This is a genomic window from Pseudomonas sp. RIT-To-2 (assembly GCF_029623465.1).
Classification (GTDB): domain Bacteria; phylum Pseudomonadota; class Gammaproteobacteria; order Pseudomonadales; family Pseudomonadaceae; genus Aquipseudomonas; species Aquipseudomonas silvicola.
Genome location: NZ_JAPYKM010000003.1, coordinates 210,475 through 227,222, shown reverse-complemented (window position 1 = coordinate 227,222; position 16,748 = coordinate 210,475). Strand labels below are relative to the sequence as shown.

Below are 16,748 nucleotides of genomic sequence, written 5' to 3'. Positions count from 1 at the left end.
AGGCCGCGTCAGCGGTGCAGACGGTGGGCCCGAGGTTGCGCGGCGCTGGGGTCGCCCCCAGGTTCGCTGCTGCACAGGCGTGCGTGGCAGCGGCGGTATTCGCTTGGCGCAAGGCCGGTGATGCGCCGAAAGGTGACGCGGAAGGTAGCAGGGTCCTGGTACCCCACCGTCCAGGCGATATGGTCCACCGTGTCATGGGTCCACTCCAGCATTTCCCGTGCCCGGCCTACCCGCAGTTGCTGGCAATACTGCGTGGGGTTCAACCCCGTGGCCGCGCGAAAACGGCGCAGCAGTGTACGCGCCTCCAGCCCCGCATGGGCCGCCATGCTGGCGATGCTGACGTCCACCGCGCCCTTGGCCTGCAGCCAGTGTTGCAGCCTCAGCACGGCACTATCGCCATGGCCGAGCACCGGGTTGAAATGTCCATCCCCCTGGCCCTGATACTCCACGGCCAGAAAGTGCGCCGTCTGCTGCGCGACGCTGCCCCCCAGCAACCGCGCCACCAGGCGCAACCCCACCTCGGCCCACGCCATCAGGCCGGCGCTGGTGATCAGGTCACCGTCGTCGATGATGGGCGCATCAGCCTCCACCTTCAGTGCAGGAAAAGCCTCGGCCAGTTGCCGCGCCTGGCTGGCATGGGTGGTGACGCGGCGCCCATCCAGCAGGCTGGTTTCCGCCAGCAGGAAGGCACCGATGCACACGGCCGACAAAATCGCCCCCTGCCCATGCTGTTCGATCAGCCAAGGGCAACAGGCCGACACGGTGCTAGCGTCGGGGTGAGCCGCCAGCGACGGCGGGATCACTACCGCGACCCGCCGGCCGCCATGACCGGGGTGGCTATCGAAAACCGGCTCGGGGACCCCGCTGCCGGCCTGCCAGTGGCTGACCCGCAAGGGCAACCGACCACCACCCTGCGCCGCCGCCAGCCGGTTGGCCACCGCGAACAGGTCAGTCAGGCCATGCACCGCGGCCGCCTGTGCGCCGGGGTAAGCCAGCACGGCGATTTCGAGGGTGTCCTGAACAGCGGGCATGGGGAGAGGCTCCGGCGCAGCGGCTAAGCCCCTAAGGTAGCCGAAATAGCCCCCCGCTGCGCGCTCAGCCATCGGCCAGCAACGACCCGGTGTCGATGACGCGAGCATACCCGAACGCCAGGGCCGCCATGGCGGCCGCATGAACCTGGGCGGCCGGCACCGTGCGGCCCTCGAAGGCCAGGTCACGCGTGGCGCTGGCGTCGTGGACTACCGTGGTGGCGTAGCCCAGGTCGGCGGCAGCGCGGCCCGCGGCCTCGATGCACATGTGGCTCATGGCGCCCGCCAGTACCAGGCTGTCGACACCGTGCTGGTCGAGCACCGCCTTGAGCCCAGTGTCGCGAAACGCGTTGGGGTAGTGCTTGAGAATGACCGGCTCGCCAGGGGCTGGCAGCACGCTGGCGTGCAGTTCGGCGCCCAGGCTGCCGGTACGGAAAAAAGGTGCGTCGGCGGCCAGCGATTCGTGGCGCACATGCACCACCAGGTGCCCGGCCTCGCGGTAGGCCGCCAGCAGCCGCGCGGCGTTGGCGCTGGCCGCCTCGATGCCGGCCAAGGGCCAGGCACCGTCGGGAAAGTAGTCGTTCTGCAGGTCGATGAGCAGCAGGGCTTGGGTGGTCATGGGCGCCTCCGTCTAAGGGAGGTGACAGTATCGGCGCCGGGCACCGCTGGCGGGATAGGCGGATCTGACAGCAGGCGAGGGAAAACTGACAAGGGCTGTCGAAAAATGCACAACGAGCGCCGGGCGGCCGGTGCTCGTCAGGCATAGGGGCTGTCCCAATACCGCTTGTGCATTCCCAACCGCTTCTTCCACTTCATCGGCAACCGCTGCTCCTGCTGGCTGAACTTGTAGGCGATCAGCTTCAGGCCATTGCGCAGAAAAGACCCGGGCCATAGCCAGAACCGGCGCAGGCCGAGAAACTTCAGTTCCGATTTCACATAGCGCAACCCTTCCCCCCCTGCCCCGCCGAACTGTTCGCGGATCCAGGCTTCGCGGGCCTGGAACACGCCAATGTCGAAGTAGCGCCGAAATTCCTCGGCCAGGGTGTAGTTGTGCGAATGACGGCAACGGGCATCACCGGCGTAGGCGGTCTTCCAGCCCGCTAACAACATGCGCGCGGCCACGTACATGTCCTCGGAGAGGATGACGTGCAAGGGAAAGCCACCGACCTGCATCAGCGCCCGGCGCCGGTAGGCCGCGAACGAGTTCGACATGAAGCAGGTCTTGATGCCCAGGCGCCCGGCGTCGGCCAGGCTCTTGAGCTGCGAAGTGGCCGGGTAGTTGAACAGGCGGGCATGCTGGGACAGCAGCGTGGCATCCTTGTGCGCCAGTTGCCGGCCGCACACCGCGCCCACGCTCTCGTCGGCGAAGGGTGCGACGATGCGCGCCAACGCTTCGGGGTCCTCCAGGTAAGCGTCCTGGGTCATGTACACATACACGTCATAGTCGGGGTACAGCTCGACCATGCGCTGGCGGGTCCCACCGTGGTTGAACTCACGGCTGGGTATCTGCACGAAATGGTCGGCGCACTCGCGCCCCAGCTCGTCACTGCCATCGCTGGACGTGGAGTCCACGATCAGGGTGTCAAAGTCCATCGTCTGGTTGCCCAGCGAGTCCAGCAGGCGCTGCAGATCCGCGCGACCGTTATAGGTTGGGATCACGCATGCCACTTTCAAAGTCGTCATGGCTCGATCCCCACGTTGCCAAGTCCTTTGATCTCGACCGCTGCCGGCTCGGCGAGGCCGAACGGCAGCGGTTCCCAGGTTGCATCACAACAGCTGGAAGACTAGCGCACACAACCGCTTTATCAGTAACAAATTATTCAGCCAAGCACTTCGCTGAGGGGAATGAAGCGCACCCGGTCGCCCTCCACCAGGGTCCGGCCTTCCAGCACTTCCACCAGGCCTTCGGCCCAGGCGGCACTGCGCAGCACGCCCGAGCTCTGGTTCGGGTAGATCACCGCCCTGCCGTTCTCCAGGCGCCCGCGCAGGTACTCGCGACGGTTGCCGGGTTTGCCCCAGGTGAATCCCACGGGCACGTCGACAGCCAGCGGCGCGACGTCCGCCACGCCCAGGCGGCGCAGCAGATAAGGCCGGGCGAGCAGTGCGAACGTCACCAGGGTCGAGGCCGGGTTGCCAGGCAGGCCAATCACCGCAGTCCCCCGGAAGTGCCCGAAGGTGAGCGGTTTGCCCGGCTTGATGGCCAGCTTCCACAGGGCCAGCTCGCCTTCTTCACGCAAGGCGACCCCCAGGAAATCCGCCTCGCCCACCGACACGCCACCGGTGGACAGAATCAGGTCGGCCTGCCCCAGCTCCGCCAGGCGCGCACGGGTCCTGGCCAGATCATCGGGCAGGATGCCGGCATCGATCACGTCACAGCCAAGGCGCTGCAACCAGCTGACCAGCAGGCGCCGGTTGCTGTTGTAGATCTGCCCCGGGCCCAGCGGCTGGCCGGGGTCCACCAGCTCATCACCGGTGGACAACACGGCCACGCGCGGCTTGCGCACCACCTCCAGCGTGGCATGCCCCAGCGAAGCGGCCAGGCCCAGTTCGATCGGCCCCAGGCGGGTACCAGCCGGCAGCACTTGCTCGCCGATGCGGGTTTCCTGGCCTTGAGGGCGGATGTTCTGGTTCAGGCTCAAGGCCTCTATGAAACGCACGCGACCATCGTCCAGTACCTCGGCGTTTTCCTGCATTTCCACGCAGTCGGCACCGGTCGGTACCGGCGCGCCGGTGAAGATCCGCGCGCAGGTGCCCGCCGCCAATGGCCCGGGGGCCTGGCCGGCCTGGATGCGCTGGCTGACTACCAGCGGCTCACCCGCCCAGTCGGCCAGGCGCAAGGCGTAACCGTCCATGGCGCTGTTGGACCAGGGCGGCAGGTCAAGGGTGGAGACCAGCGCGCAGGCCAGCACGCGGCCGTCGGCGTCGGCCAGCGCCACCTGCTCGGTGCCACTGAGCGGCGCCTGGTCGGCCATGGCCAGCAGGCGCTCCAGGGCCTGTTCCAGTGGCATCAGCGGCTGGGCCGCACCCAGCTCAGCCACGGGACTGGCAGGGCTCTGCCTGCTTCAGGTGCGGGACGAAATTGCACGGCCGGTGGCGCACGTCCAACTGCTCGGCGAGGATACCGTCCCAGCCGGTGCGCACGGCATTGGTGGAACCCGGCAAGCAGCACACCAGGGTGCCGTTGGCCAGCCCGGCCAAGGCGCGGGACTGCACGGTGGAAGTGCCGATGTCCGGCACGCTGATCTGCCGGAACAGTTCGCCGAAGCCATCCACCTGCTTGTCCAGCAGACAGGCCACGGCCTCGGGGGTGCTGTCGCGGCCGGTAAAGCCGGTGCCGCCGGTGATCAAGACCACCTGCACCACGTCTTCGGCGATCCAGTGGGCGACTTTCGCCCGGATCTTGTACAGGTCGTCCTTGAGCAATACGCGCTCGGCCAGCAGGTGGCCAGCGGCGGTCAGCCGGTCGACGAACATCTGCCCGGAAGTGTCGGTTTCCAGGGTACGGGTATCACTGACAGTCAGTACCGCGATATTGAGCGGCACAAAAGGTACATCAGCCTTGGCTTTCATCAGGGCTCGTCCGGTTGTGTGTATGAATAGGCAGTGTTATATCACAGCAGCCCTGATCTGAAGACCGAGACCTGCCATGCCCGATGTCGCCCTGCCCGCCTGTTCCGTCCTGCTGCTGGCCGGCGGCCGTGGCCAGCGCATGGGGGGCCGCGACAAGGGACTGCTGCCCTGGCGCGGCGAGCCGCTGATCGCGCGCCTGCAACGTCAGGTACGCAGCCTGGGCGATGACCTGATCATTTCCTGCAACCGCAACCAGGACGCCTACGCGGCCTACGCCGACCGCCTGGTCAGCGACGACAGCGCCGACTTTCCCGGCCCCCTGGCGGGCATTCGCGCCGGCCTGGCCGTGGCGCGCCACAGCCACTTGCTGGTGCTGCCCTGCGACGTGCCAGGCATTGACCCTGCGCTATTGACCGCCATGCTTCAGGCCGCTGGCCGCCACCCGGACCAGCCCCTGATGGTGCGCCAGGGAGAGCACTGGGAACCCTTGCTGTGCGTCATTCCGGTGGCCCATGCCGCGGTCTTCGAAAAGGCCTGGCAGGCGGGCGAGCGCAGCCCCCGCCGGGTCATGCTGGCGCTGGGCGCGCAAGCGCTGCAGTGCCCGCCCGACGACCCGCGCCTGGCCAACCTCAACACCCCGCAGTTGCTGGGGCAGTGAGCGCCGTCAAAAAAATGGAACTCGTATCGGGTACAAACGTCTCACCTCCTGTACATGGATCAACCGTCCCCCTTTGGAGAATCAAAAAATGACTAACCGGACCCTTCCCGCTCTGCTTCTGGCCATGGGCCTGGCCACCCTGGCGGGTTGCTCCACGCCCACGGTCATCACCCTCAACGACGGGCGCGAGATCCAGGCGGTGGACACGCCTAAATACGACGAAGATTCAGGTTTTTATGAAATCAAGCAGCTTGATGGCAAGGAAACCCGCATCAACAAGGATCAGGTTCGTACCGTCAAAGAGCTCTGATCCAGTGGCCAGCCCCGTGGGTTCGCGGGGCTTGCCGATAGCCGCGGATTTTGCTTAGAATTTTCGGCACCGGGGTGTAGCGCAGCCAGGTAGCGCGTCTCGTTCGGGACGAGAAGGCCGCAGGTTCGAATCCTGTCTCCCCGACCAAATATAAAGAAGCCCGCATTGCGCGGGTTTTCAGGTTGATGACAAACCCCTGCTTTCGAGCAGGGGTTTGTCGTTTCTGCGGTTCGTATAGCTAAACGGCAAATCTTTGGCTCATGGGCCGTTTGCGTCAGCAAACGGCCCATGCTCTGTCCACATCGCCTCTATCAACGCCACAGGCAAGCCATACAGGCGCAAGAAGGCTGCCAGCAGCCGGGCTAGCATTAAGAATCACTCTTGCGTCAGCAGGTATTTTTGATTGGTATGCTAAGCCCGTAGCACCAAAGCAGGCCAGTGAATCGCAAGGTGAATCAAAAAACACTGATGACAGCGCGTCAGACAGTGTGGACATTGAGAGCCAGAATAGTAATTCTAAGTTAGAGGAACAATCCTAGCCCCCTCAACAGTGGAAACATCTAGCGTTAACGTAGTCGCTTCCTAATGAAGCATGAGCCTCTCGCAAGAAAGGCTCATCCTCCATCAGGCCCTGAATGCAAGTTTATTTAGCGAGCGTCAAGGCCAGATAAAACATCAGGATAGCAACACAGGCATCCAGCACGCGCCACACCATCCGCGACTTGAATAAAAAAGCTAATCGCTGACAACCAAGCGCTAGGAGCACAAACCAGACGAGCGACGCAGCCATCGCCCCCATTGAGAAATATGACTGCTGATCGCCTGGTTTGGCCGCCCCGATGGAGCCAATAAGGACCACGGTATCCAACCATGCGTACGGATTGGCGAATCCCAACATGAATGCATTACGTAACAAGCCGTGGGTCGCCGCATTTCCCGATACATCGGGTGACGACTGATCCCGAATACAAGCAAGCAATCGCTGCCCGCCAAAAAACACTAAGTATAACGCGCCACCATTCCTGAGCATGGCGACAAGCCCAGGCCGACTGCCCAACAGGGCGCCCAGACCACTCACCCCCAATGCAATCAGCACGATATCTGCCAGGATGCAGATCCCGACTACCCCCCATATCGGCCCAGCGCTGACACCCTGCCGAATGACCAGGGTGTCTTTTGGCCCAGGTGCTGCGAACAGTCCCATGCCCAAGAAAAGGCCTTCCAGGAAAACAGTGTTCAACAATAGGGTCATGGGATGCTCGTGACTCGATCAGGCTTGCTGTAGCGGACGATTACCAAAGCTCACATGACGCGCGTTCGTGACGTGACCAAGGTGAATAGGCTGCTTTCGACGAAAGCCAGTAAGCACCTGCTCTGGATCGGGGTTAACAAAGTAAATGAGAGAGCTGCGACCGGCCGGCCGCTCGGAAGCCAGCACCGCATGGTAGGCGGCTGGAATTGCGCTGTCAGACAGATCCGTAAGGAGCGAACCCGCAAGCACGGCAACCTCGTTCTTCAACAACCTGACTGGCTCCAAGCTGCTACCTCGTACTAATACCAGGCCGTCTTCATTGGGCTTGATGAAGGAAAGAAGATGGCCATCCTCATGAGGATCTTGCGCAAACTGTCGGTCAGGCGAAGAAGTTTGAGCGCCGTAGACACATAGCTGAAGGTACGACGATGAGCGGAGCGCATCTAATGGCGGAGCACCAAACTCGTCACAAATGCTGTCCATGAGCAGGGTGCTCAGTGCAGAGATTTTGACTTCGTATTCTTGAGCCGCAGTGTAAAACGGGGTGTTTACCACTTCATGATGCGCTCGACGGGCTGCATGTGCAGGCCAATAGCAAAAACGCTCGCACAGGTCTGGGTGATCCTCATGCTGGGAATACTCAGCCCCGAACGGAAAAAAACCATCCGTTTCCTCTGCAAAGCTAAATGCCTGCTTCATAGCTGTGCCGATGGAAGAATACTGATGGATAATCTCGTTGTAGCTCTGAACGAGCCCTTGATCGAGGCTTAGAATCCCGAATCCCGTACGGATGACGGACTCGCTGCAGATTTTAATATCGCTCATCATCTTTTCCCTTTCCTCGTGGCAGATAATCACGATCGCTTCATGCGAAACGTGAGTAGTCACCCAAGCCTTTCATCGGTCGACAGCTTGGGCTCACTGCCATCTTCACCACCCTTCATTAAGCTTGATTTGCAAAATGGGCTTCGTGACACGCACCTTGTCCTTTTTAGTGGACAAGGTGATCATGGTGCCTCTGGAAAGGAAACCGGAGCTACCAGTGACCATCAAATCGCTAGAACCACTCAACTCCCTAATCGCACGTCGAAGCCGTCAGCTAGGGAAGTCCATGAGCACTGTTGCTAAAGATGCGGGTATATCCAGAACGTACCTGTACGGTCTTGCCAGCGGTGCTTCGCAGGATCCCTCTGTCCGCACCTTGACCAAGCTTGCAAAAGCTCTTCAAGTGTCCCCTATCTTGATGTTTCGTTACTTCGCAGACCTGGTAGGGGCGCGGGCCTCCTCATCGTCCTTGGCTCCAACCAACAGAGGCGTTGGCACAAGCGACAAAGACGACATCGCGCTATTCACCGCTGACGTTACGGTCGCGGATCATACGGTCGTGTTACCAGGGGAAGTCTTCAGGAAAACGTGGGAGCTACAGAACGCAGGCTCCCGGCCTTGGCGTGGACGCCGCCTTGTGCGGGTCGATGGCGACTACGTGATTGCCCGGCGATCGGTGGCGGACGGCTCACTTGAGGTCGTCATGGATGCCCACCTCGCAAGTCTCTACAGGGAAATCCCCCTACCCGACACCCTTCCAGGGCACCCAGTCCAATTAAGCATAGAGTTTGCGGCGCCGAAGGAGACCTGCACAGTCGCCTCGATATGGCGTATCGAGGATGACCAAGGAAACCCGTGTTACGGCCGGGACTTCATACTGCACGCCATCGTCACTGTCATGGCCTTCTAGTCGCTTGCCTAGGGCGTTGACATAGGATGGTAGCCCGGCAAACCGGTAAAGAGCACAGCGATTGCGTTGAACCTGCAGCGCGAAGCATCGGAGATAACAGCCACCCAGACCGAGCTCACTTTAATCATCAAGCGTGGGCGTGCCGAACGGCCTTCGGGGTACGACCCTCGTGGTCATGCCGACCTGAAAAACGATACACTGCGGTCACGCCTGCTCGGCTGGCTGCCCCCCCGGGCAAGCCATCATCCGCACCCAATTTATCGCTAAATGGTAGGTTCGATGTCCCCCGTCCCTGCCTGCGAGAAAGGGCTCGAATCCTGTCTCCCCGACCAAATAAAAGAAGCCCGCATTGCGCGGGCTTTTTTGTGTCGATGGGGGAATGCACAGCTACCGCGGATCAGAAGTTGTAGCTCAGCGACGCGGTGACGTTGCGCGACGCGCCATAGAAGCCGCTGCCGCCGCTGTACAGGCTCATCAGGTATTTGCGGTTGGTGACGTTGTCCAGGTTCAGCGACGTGCTCCAGTGATTGTCGATATCGTAGCTCGCCATCACGTCCACCAGGCCATAGGCGTTCTGGCGCAGGCGGCTGTCGTCGTCCACCTGGATCGCGCTCTGCCACGACAGGCGTGTGCCCACTTTCATCTGCGGCAGGCTGGCCAGGCGGTAGGTCAGGCTGGTACGCACGGTATGGGTCGGCACGTACTGGCGCGCCTTGTGACCATCGTCGTCCTCGATGTGCACGTAGGTGTAGCCGCCCTGCACGTCCAGGCCCGGGGCCAGTTCGCCGCTGGCCTCCAGCTCGACGCCGCGGCTCTTGTAGTCCGCGCCCTCGTAGATGTCCTGGGTGCCGCCCGCCCGTGCCACGCCGGTGTCGACGGCAACGTTGCGCTGGTCAGTCTTGAACAAGGCCGCCGAGACGTTCATCTGCTTGTCCAGCAGGCTGCCCTTGACCCCCACCTCGTAGCTCTTGCCTTCCAGTGGGTCGATCACCTTGTTTTCGGCGGTCACCACGTACTGTGGGTTGAAGATCTTGGTGTAGCTGGCGTACAGCGAGTACTGGTCATTGAGGTCGTACACCAGGCCGGTGTAAGGCGTGACCTTGCCGTGCACGCGTACATCACGGTCGGCGCCATAGTCGGTGCCGTCGCTGTCGACGCTCATCATGCGGGCACCGGCGATCCAGTGCAGCTTGTCGGTAAGGTTGAAGCGGGCACCGGCGTACACACTCTTCTGCCGGTCGGTGAAGCGCGACATCTTGGTGTCGTCATCGGTGTATGGCAGGTCAGGCTTGGCCACGCCGCCACTCAGGGTCTGGCCCAGGTCCGCGTCGACGGTTTCATCGAAACTGGCGTAGTAGCCGCGCTCCTTGTGCCGCGAGCGGCCATAGTCCACGCCCAGGGTCAACTCATGCTCCCGGCCGCCCAGGCTGAACGGCCCGCTGACTTGCGCTTCGCCCAGCAGTTGTTTTTCGTCGCCACTGCCGTGGCTGGGGTCTGCCATCCAGGGGGTGGTGTCATCGCCGGCCATCAGGTAGTACATGTTCTCCTGCTGGCGCTGGTCGACGGCAGTCACGTTCAGCTTGCCTTTCCAGCCGTTGCCAAAGTCATGGGCAAGCTCCGCGAAGGCGCGCTGGGTGTGCACATCCCAGTAGCTCCACTTCTGGCCGATGTTGGCGCCACGGCTGTAATGGATGAGGTTGCCGTCCGCGTCGGTCAGGGGCAGACCGCCCCAACTGCTGCCGTTGGAGTTGCTCTTGTTGTCGGAGAACCCCACGGTCAGGGTGTCGGCGTCGGACAGGTCGAACGCGAGCATGCCACTGAGCACGTTCTGTTCGTGGGAATAGCGGTCCAGGTACGAATTGCCGGTCTGGTTGGCATAGATGAAACGCCCACGCACATTGCCGCTGTCGGTCAACGGCCCGGACACGTCCACGTCTACCCGACGGGTGCCCCAGGAACCAGCGGACACCTTGACCTGAGCCTGAGGCGTGTAGGTGGGGCGCTTGCGAATGAAGTTGACCGTGGCCGAAGGGTTGCCGGTGCCGCTCATGAGCCCATTGGCACCGTGCAGAATGTCGACCTGCTCGTACTCGGCCATGTCCAGGTCACCGTTGAGCAGCCCGGCGCTGAAGGGCGCGCCGATGCCATCGTACTCGAAGTTATTGATGTCGAACCCGCGCGACGTGAAGTTGGTGCGGTCGGTTTCGTACTGTTCAACGGTCACTGATGGGGCACTGCGCAGCGCATCCTTGACGCTGTTGAGGTTGAAATCATCCAGCTCCTGGCGCGACAGCGTGGTCACGCCCTGGGGTGTTTCCCTGGGCGTCAGGCCCAGCCGCGTGGTGGTGCTGTCAGCCGGTTGCTGATAGCCGGTGGGGGCGGCGTCACTTTCGCTGCTGGCTTGCACGGCGGTGTTGGGCAGGGTCAGGGTATCGGCGTGGGCAAGCGGCGAGATCGCCCAGGCAGCGGCCACCAGGGCAGAGAAGGACAGGAGGGATTTCACAGTGACGATCCGAATGAAGGGAATACGTCAAAATGCTATTTGGAAATGATTATCATGTAAAGTTATTTGTAACCAGATATTTGCCCGCTAAGGGTGATGTCAGGTCGCAGGGATTTCACAGGCATATCTTTTTCGGGCCAGTTTGGTCTGTGAGACGAGCTGGTCCGCTTTTTCTGTTCACTGCAGCGCTATGGGCTGCCAGCACCGTTGACGCAGGTTTGACGCCCACCCTGGCACCGCATTAGTGTTCATTTCCCCTGAGATGGAGTTCCCCCACGTGCAGTTGAATATCTACCAGGTCGACGCCTTCGCCGACCGCCCTTTCGGTGGCAACCCCGCCGCGGTCTGCCCCCTTGCCGAATGGCTGCCCGATGCGCAGTTGCAGGCTATCGCCGAGGAAAACAACCTCTCGGAAACCGCCTACTTCGTGCGCAAGGGCGATGCCTTCGAACTGCGCTGGTTCACCCCCACGGTCGAGGTCGACCTGTGCGGCCACGCCACGTTGGCCGCCGCCTGGGTGATCGCCAATGAGCTGCCGGACGCCCCCGAGTTGATGCGCTTCGCCACCCGCAGCGGCGAGCTGCGGGTGAGCCGTACCGCCCACGGCCTGGCCATGGACTTCCCGGCCAAGCAGCCGGTAGGCCGCGAGCCGGTGGCAGGGCTGCTGGAGGCTTTGGGGATCACCCAGGCCGAAGTATTCGCCACCGATGACTGGCTGGTGGTGGTGGAAGACGAAGCGTTGATCGCCCAGCTGAAGCCCGACTTCGCCCGCCTCAAAGGCCTGCCCCTGCGCGGTGTCGCAGTGACGGCAGCCAGCCAGCGGTTCGACTTCGTCACCCGCTGGTTCGGCCCCAACGTGGGCGTCAACGAAGACCCCGTGACCGGCTCCGCACACACTTCGCTGGCGCCATTGTGGGCCGAACGGCTAGGCAAATCGCTGTTGAAAACCGAGCAAGGCGGCGCGCGCAAGGGGCAGTTGACCTGCGAGTTGGCCGGTGACCGGGTGATCATCAGCGGCCAGGCCGTGCTGTTCATGAAAGGCACGGTGTTTTTCTGAAGCGCGGATGAACATTCAACGCTGCACACAAACTGTCACATAACCGCAATATTTCGACTTCATGATCGGCGGCATCTGCCTTCGCGCCGTGAGCCGTCATGACTTCGAGCATCATCAAAAGCCACCAGGACTCGGACCTTTTCGGCCTGCTCTACGGCTACCGGTTCCGCCCCGGCGGCCCGGTGTGCGAACTGGATTCGGCCGCGGTGTTGCAGACCCTGGGCAGCGTCGAGCACAACGACGAGTTCGTCTGGCTGCATTTGAACCTGGCCCACGCCGGCTGCGAACGCTGGATGCATGCCCATCTGCCATTGCCCGACGACTATTTCGAAGCCCTGCACGAGGGCTCACGCTCCACGCGCATCGAGCACGTCGAAGACTCGCTGCTGGCAGTGGTCAACGACGTGGTATTCAACTTCGGCATGGTCTCATCGGACATTTCCACCCTGTGGCTGTGCGCCACGGAGCGCCTGCTGGTCAGCGCCCGCCGTCAACCGCTGCACTCGGTGGACAAACTGCGCTCGTCGGTCAAGCGCGGCGAACGGTTCCGTTCGCCCATGGAACTGCTGGTTCACCTGTTCCGCGACCAGGCCGAAGTGCTGACTCAGATCGTGCGTAAAACCAGCCTGAGTGTCGACGGTATCGAGGACCAGTTGCTGTCATTGCGCCTGAGCAACAACCGCGCGGAATTGGGCGCCATGCGTAGGGTGCTGGTGCGCCTGCAGCGGCTGCTGGCCCTGGAACCGGGGTCATTGCTGCGACTGTTGAACCGCCCGCCGGTCTGGTTGCAGGAAGACGACTTGCAGGAGCTGCGCCAGGCCACCGAAGAGTTCGCCCTGGTGCTCAGCGACCTCACTGCGCTGGGTGAACGCATCAAGCTGCTGCAGGAAGAGATCGCGGCCAACCTCAACGAACAGAGCAACCGCACGCTGTTCACCCTCACCGTGGTCACGGTGCTGGCCCTGCCCATCAATATCATCGCCGGTTTTTTCGGCATGAACGTCGGCGGTATCCCCCTGGCCAGTGACCCGGAGGGGTTCTGGATACTGGTGGCCCTGGTGGCCACCTTCACCTTGCTGGCCGGGCGTTGGGCCTTTCGCAAGCGCAGCGACTACTGACGCGGGCCTGACGCCAGTCTGTCATATTTTGCAACGATTATAGGAGCTCCCCTCCCTCAATCGAGTTGCCTGACATGGCTACGCCAACCCTGGCTTCTTCACCCAATAGCACCACCCATGCGCGCCCGACGTTTGACCGCAAACCAGGGCGCGGCACCTTGATCCTGTTCTTCGTCATCCTGGTCGTGGGGCTGGTCTACAGCACCTGGAGCCTGGTGAGTGACGTTGACGACATGGGCACGGTGGTCACCACCTGGACGCCCTTCCTGTTGCTGGGCATCGCCCTGCTGATTGCCCTGGGCTTCGAGTTCGTCAACGGCTTCCATGACACGGCCAACGCCGTGGCCACGGTGATCTACACCCATTCGCTGCCACCGCAGTTCGCGGTGATGTGGTCCGGCTGCTTCAACTTCCTCGGCGTACTGCTTTCCAGCGGCGCGGTGGCATTCGGGATCATTGCCCTGCTGCCGGTGGAACTGATCCTGCAGGTGGGCTCGTCGGCTGGTTTCGCGATGATCTTCGCCCTGCTGATCGCGGCCATCGTCTGGAACCTGGGCACCTGGTGGCTGGGCCTGCCGGCGTCTTCGTCCCATACCCTGATCGGCTCGATCATCGGCGTGGGGGTGGCCAATGCCCTGATGCACGGGCGTGACGGCACCAGTGGCGTGGACTGGAGCCAGGCGCTGAAGATCGGCTACTCGCTGCTGCTGTCGCCGCTGATCGGTTTCGTCTGCGCGGCATTGTTGTTGGTAGCGCTGCGCCTGCTGGTAAAGAACCGCGCATTGTACAAGGCGCCGGTCAGCGATGCCCCGCCGCCGTGGTGGATTCGCGGCCTGCTGATCCTGACCTGCACGGGCGTGTCGTTCGCCCACGGCTCCAATGACGGGCAGAAAGGCATGGGCCTGATCATGCTGATCCTGGTAGGCACCCTGCCCATGGCCTACGCCCTGAACCGCGCCATGCCAGCCGACCAGTCCGTGCAATTCGCCGCCGTGGCGCAAGTCACCCAGCAGGCCCTGGCCAAGACCGACCCCACGCCGGTGGCCGGTGACCCGCGGCTTATCCTCACTGACTACATCCGCGACAAGAAACCCAGCCCGCAGCTGGTACCGGCCCTGGCGGCCATCGCCGGGCTGATCGGCCAGGAAGTCAGCGCCTACGGCAGCCTGACCGCCATCCCCGCGGCGGCGGTGGGCAACGTGCGCAATGACATGTACCTGACCGGCGAAGCCATCCGCCTGATGGAGAAGGACAAGCTCGGCCAGTACGACGCCGACACCCAGGCCAAGGTCAGCCAGTTCAAGCAGCAGATCGACAGCTCCACCCGCTTCATCCCGCTGTGGGTCAAGGTAGCGGTAGCCATCGCCCTGGGGCTGGGCACCATGGTGGGCTGGAAGCGTATCGTGGTGACCGTCGGCGAGAAGATCGGCAAGAACCACCTGACCTACGCCCAGGGAGCGAGCGCCGAGGTGGTGGCGATGCTGACCATCGGCGCGGCGGACATGTACGGCTTGCCGGTGTCCACGACCCACGTGCTGAGTTCGGGGGTGGCCGGCGCGATGGTCGCCAATGGCTCGGGGCTGCAGATGCGCACCATCCGCAACCTGGTGATGGCCTGGGTGCTGACCCTGCCCGCGGCGATCCTGCTGTCCGGGTCGCTTTACTGGCTGTTCGCAACGGTGTTTTGACTACCAGGTGGCCGCGACGTGTAGCAGCGGACCCGGCCGCGTCCCAAGCGCCGCTCCGCACCAGGCACCCCGCCTGCACCGCCACGGCGGCCTAACGGCCGCTGCTGCAAAGCAGGCGCGTGAGCCTTCAGCGGCCCCGGTCCCTGTAAGATGGAGGCCAGAAACCCCCGCATAAAATATGTTTCAAACAGTTGACCAAATGCCCCCCACATGCCTCCTGGCACCCTGCGCACGCAATTGATCATTTCTTCGCCACTCCGGCCAAGGTACTGGCCCCATTGGCTTTGACGAAGTTATCCACAGAGATACCCACGATTTCCGGGGACAACTTCAACACCCTCCAGCACAACAGTTTCTGCAGGGCAAGTGCATCCGCGCCCTCAGACCAGCCGCTCGATCCGCCGGTGGCGCCATACGCCTCGGTAGTAGGCCGACTGCAGCACCAGCATGCTCAGGTAGGTCACCGGAAACGCCATCCACACCCCTTCCAGGCCGAACCGGGCATTGAGCAACCAGGCTGCCGGCAGTTCCACGCCGACGATGCAGAAAATCGAGATCAGCACCGGCACCAGCACCGTGCCACTGGCGCGCATGATGCCGCCCACCAAGGCCTGGAAGCCGAACACCAGCATGCTCCAGAGCATGATGTGCAACAGGTGTTCGGCCTCGGCGCGGGTGGCGGGGTCGGTGATGAATAGCGCCAGCAGCCAGTGGGACAGCAAGTAGCCGAGCACGATCAGGCCGCCGGTGAGCCAGAGGTTGATGGCCATGCCGGTGCGCAGGATCGGGCCGATGCGTTCCAGGCGCCCGGCACCGATGGCCTGGGCGCCCAGGATGGAGGCAGTGATGGCGATGGACAGCGCGGGGAATTGCACGTAGTTGACGATCTGGGTCACCGCACCGTAAGCGGCGGTGGCCTGGGAGCCGTGGCCGTTGACCAGGGACAGGATCACCAGTTCGGACAGCGAGATGACCACCATCTGCAAACCGGTGGGCAAGCCGATGCGCAGGACCTTGGCGAGGATGTCGCGGTCCAGGCGCAGGGCCCTGAAGAATTCACGGTCAGGGGCCAGCACATGCCTGGCCCGGTTCAAGCGCCAGGCCAGCAGCGCGATGGCCACGACGTTACCGGCCAGCGCGGCGACCGCGGCGCTTTGCGTGCCCAGTTGCGGCAGGCCCAGCCAGCCACGGATCAACGCCGGGGTCAGCAGCAGGCCCACGGCGGTGGACACCACCAACGCCAACAGGGGCGTGAGGGTATCGCTGACGCCGCGCAGCAGCTGGGTGAACAGTACGAACACCAACAGGATGGGCATGATGCACATCATCACCCGAGCGTAGGCCACCGCATCATCCAGCACATCGGCGGGGGTGCCCAGGCCCTGCAGGGCCTGGCGCGCGAAGACACTGCCGAACACTGCCGCCACCAGGCCGATCAGCGCACCCAGCAGCAGGGTGGACGCCGCGATCTGTTTGACCATGTGCGGCTCGCGCGCGCCCCAGGCCTGCCCGATCAACACCCCGGCGCCCGCCCCCAGGCCGATAACCAGCGCGATGAAGAAGAACACGATGGGAAACATCCCCGACACCGCCGCCAAGGCCTGGGTGCCGAGCATCTGGCCGATGAAGATACTGTTGAGGGTGCCGGACATCGATTGCAGGAAATTGGACAGCACCATGGGTGCCAGGAACGCCAGATAGGTTTGCCACAAGGGCCGTTGTGCGGGGATATGCATGGGGAAGCGCTTCTCGGGCAGATTGGCAGGCCCGGGATTCTAGCGCACTCGGCCGCCTGCACGCCTGCCATCCTGCCAGCAAGCGGTACCTCG

15 protein-coding genes and 1 tRNA gene are annotated in these 16,748 nt (G+C 63.0%); 7 read left to right on the top strand and 9 right to left on the bottom strand.

Annotated features, from left to right (window positions below; all coding sequences use genetic code 11):
- Positions 1 to 8: 8 nt before the first annotated feature.
- The 5 genes from QBK88_RS04460 to moaB all read right to left on the bottom strand — a co-directional run bounded on the left by QBK88_RS04460 (position 9) and on the right by moaB (position 4,598).
- Positions 9 to 1,031: a helix-turn-helix domain-containing protein gene (locus QBK88_RS04460; RefSeq protein ID WP_277961070.1), complete on the bottom strand. Its 1,023-nt coding sequence runs from the start codon at positions 1,029 to 1,031 to the stop codon at positions 9 to 11.
- Positions 1,032 to 1,095: 64 nt separating this feature from the next.
- Positions 1,096 to 1,647 (bottom strand): cysteine hydrolase family protein, encoded by a 552-nt coding sequence (locus QBK88_RS04455; RefSeq protein ID WP_277961069.1) that lies wholly within the window; start codon positions 1,645 to 1,647, stop codon positions 1,096 to 1,098.
- Between the two features lie 137 nt (positions 1,648 to 1,784).
- Positions 1,785 to 2,711: a glycosyltransferase gene (locus QBK88_RS04450; RefSeq protein ID WP_277961068.1), complete on the bottom strand. Its 927-nt coding sequence runs from the start codon at positions 2,709 to 2,711 to the stop codon at positions 1,785 to 1,787.
- A 137-nt stretch (positions 2,712 to 2,848) separates the two neighbouring features.
- Positions 2,849 to 4,036, bottom strand: a complete 1,188-nt coding sequence (locus tag QBK88_RS04445) for a molybdopterin molybdotransferase MoeA (RefSeq protein WP_277961134.1) — start codon at positions 4,034 to 4,036, stop codon at positions 2,849 to 2,851.
- A gap of 22 nt (positions 4,037 to 4,058) precedes the next feature.
- Positions 4,059 to 4,598, bottom strand: coding sequence for a molybdenum cofactor biosynthesis protein B (gene moaB / locus QBK88_RS04440; RefSeq protein ID WP_027978453.1), 540 nt, complete (start codon positions 4,596 to 4,598; stop codon positions 4,059 to 4,061).
- Between the two features lie 76 nt (positions 4,599 to 4,674).
- Between moaB and mobA the strand changes: the two genes are divergently transcribed.
- The 3 genes from mobA to QBK88_RS04425 all read left to right on the top strand — a co-directional run bounded on the left by mobA (position 4,675) and on the right by QBK88_RS04425 (position 5,713).
- A complete protein-coding gene (gene mobA, locus QBK88_RS04435; protein WP_277961067.1) occupies positions 4,675 to 5,256 on the top strand; it encodes a molybdenum cofactor guanylyltransferase MobA in 582 nt (193 codons plus the stop codon).
- Between the two features lie 88 nt (positions 5,257 to 5,344).
- On the top strand, positions 5,345 to 5,566 hold the full coding sequence (locus tag QBK88_RS04430) for a YgdI/YgdR family lipoprotein (protein ID WP_268143990.1): 222 nt from the start codon (positions 5,345 to 5,347) through the stop codon (positions 5,564 to 5,566).
- A gap of 70 nt (positions 5,567 to 5,636) precedes the next feature.
- Positions 5,637 to 5,713: transfer RNA gene (locus QBK88_RS04425), tRNA-Pro, on the top strand.
- Between the two features lie 496 nt (positions 5,714 to 6,209).
- Here the strand turns inward: QBK88_RS04425 and QBK88_RS04420 are convergent.
- Together QBK88_RS04420 and QBK88_RS04415 are read right to left on the bottom strand one after the other, a co-directional pair.
- On the bottom strand, positions 6,210 to 6,818 hold the full coding sequence (locus QBK88_RS04420) for a LysE family transporter (RefSeq protein ID WP_277961066.1): 609 nt from the start codon (positions 6,816 to 6,818) through the stop codon (positions 6,210 to 6,212).
- Between the two features lie 18 nt (positions 6,819 to 6,836).
- Entirely contained in the window at positions 6,837 to 7,706 is an 870-nt protein-coding gene (locus tag QBK88_RS04415) for a 2OG-Fe(II) oxygenase (RefSeq protein ID WP_277961065.1), read from the bottom strand.
- Between the two features lie 121 nt (positions 7,707 to 7,827).
- Here QBK88_RS04415 and QBK88_RS04410 point away from each other — a divergent pair, with 121 nt between their 5' ends.
- Positions 7,828 to 8,553: an NBR1-Ig-like domain-containing protein gene (locus QBK88_RS04410; protein ID WP_277961133.1), complete on the top strand. Its 726-nt coding sequence runs from the start codon at positions 7,828 to 7,830 to the stop codon at positions 8,551 to 8,553.
- A 397-nt stretch (positions 8,554 to 8,950) separates the two neighbouring features.
- Here the strand turns inward: QBK88_RS04410 and QBK88_RS04405 are convergent, their stop codons facing one another.
- On the bottom strand, positions 8,951 to 11,056 hold the full coding sequence (locus QBK88_RS04405) for a TonB-dependent siderophore receptor (protein ID WP_277961064.1): 2,106 nt from the start codon (positions 11,054 to 11,056) through the stop codon (positions 8,951 to 8,953).
- A 277-nt stretch (positions 11,057 to 11,333) separates the two neighbouring features.
- On the opposite strand from QBK88_RS04405, the gene QBK88_RS04400 reads away from it, so the two are divergent.
- From QBK88_RS04400 to QBK88_RS04390, 3 genes are all read left to right on the top strand, one after another.
- On the top strand, positions 11,334 to 12,113 hold the full coding sequence (locus QBK88_RS04400; protein ID WP_277961132.1) for a PhzF family phenazine biosynthesis protein: 780 nt from the start codon (positions 11,334 to 11,336) through the stop codon (positions 12,111 to 12,113).
- A 98-nt stretch (positions 12,114 to 12,211) separates the two neighbouring features.
- Positions 12,212 to 13,231, top strand: a complete 1,020-nt coding sequence (locus QBK88_RS04395; protein WP_277961063.1) for a transporter — start codon at positions 12,212 to 12,214, stop codon at positions 13,229 to 13,231.
- Positions 13,232 to 13,305: 74 nt separating this feature from the next.
- Complete coding sequence (locus QBK88_RS04390; RefSeq protein WP_268144000.1) at positions 13,306 to 14,919, top strand: inorganic phosphate transporter; 1,614 nt, start codon at positions 13,306 to 13,308, stop codon at positions 14,917 to 14,919.
- A 380-nt stretch (positions 14,920 to 15,299) separates the two neighbouring features.
- Here the strand turns inward: QBK88_RS04390 and QBK88_RS04385 are convergent, their stop codons facing one another.
- On the bottom strand, positions 15,300 to 16,655 hold the full coding sequence (locus tag QBK88_RS04385; RefSeq protein ID WP_277961062.1) for an MATE family efflux transporter: 1,356 nt from the start codon (positions 16,653 to 16,655) through the stop codon (positions 15,300 to 15,302).
- Positions 16,656 to 16,748 lie beyond the last annotated feature (93 nt).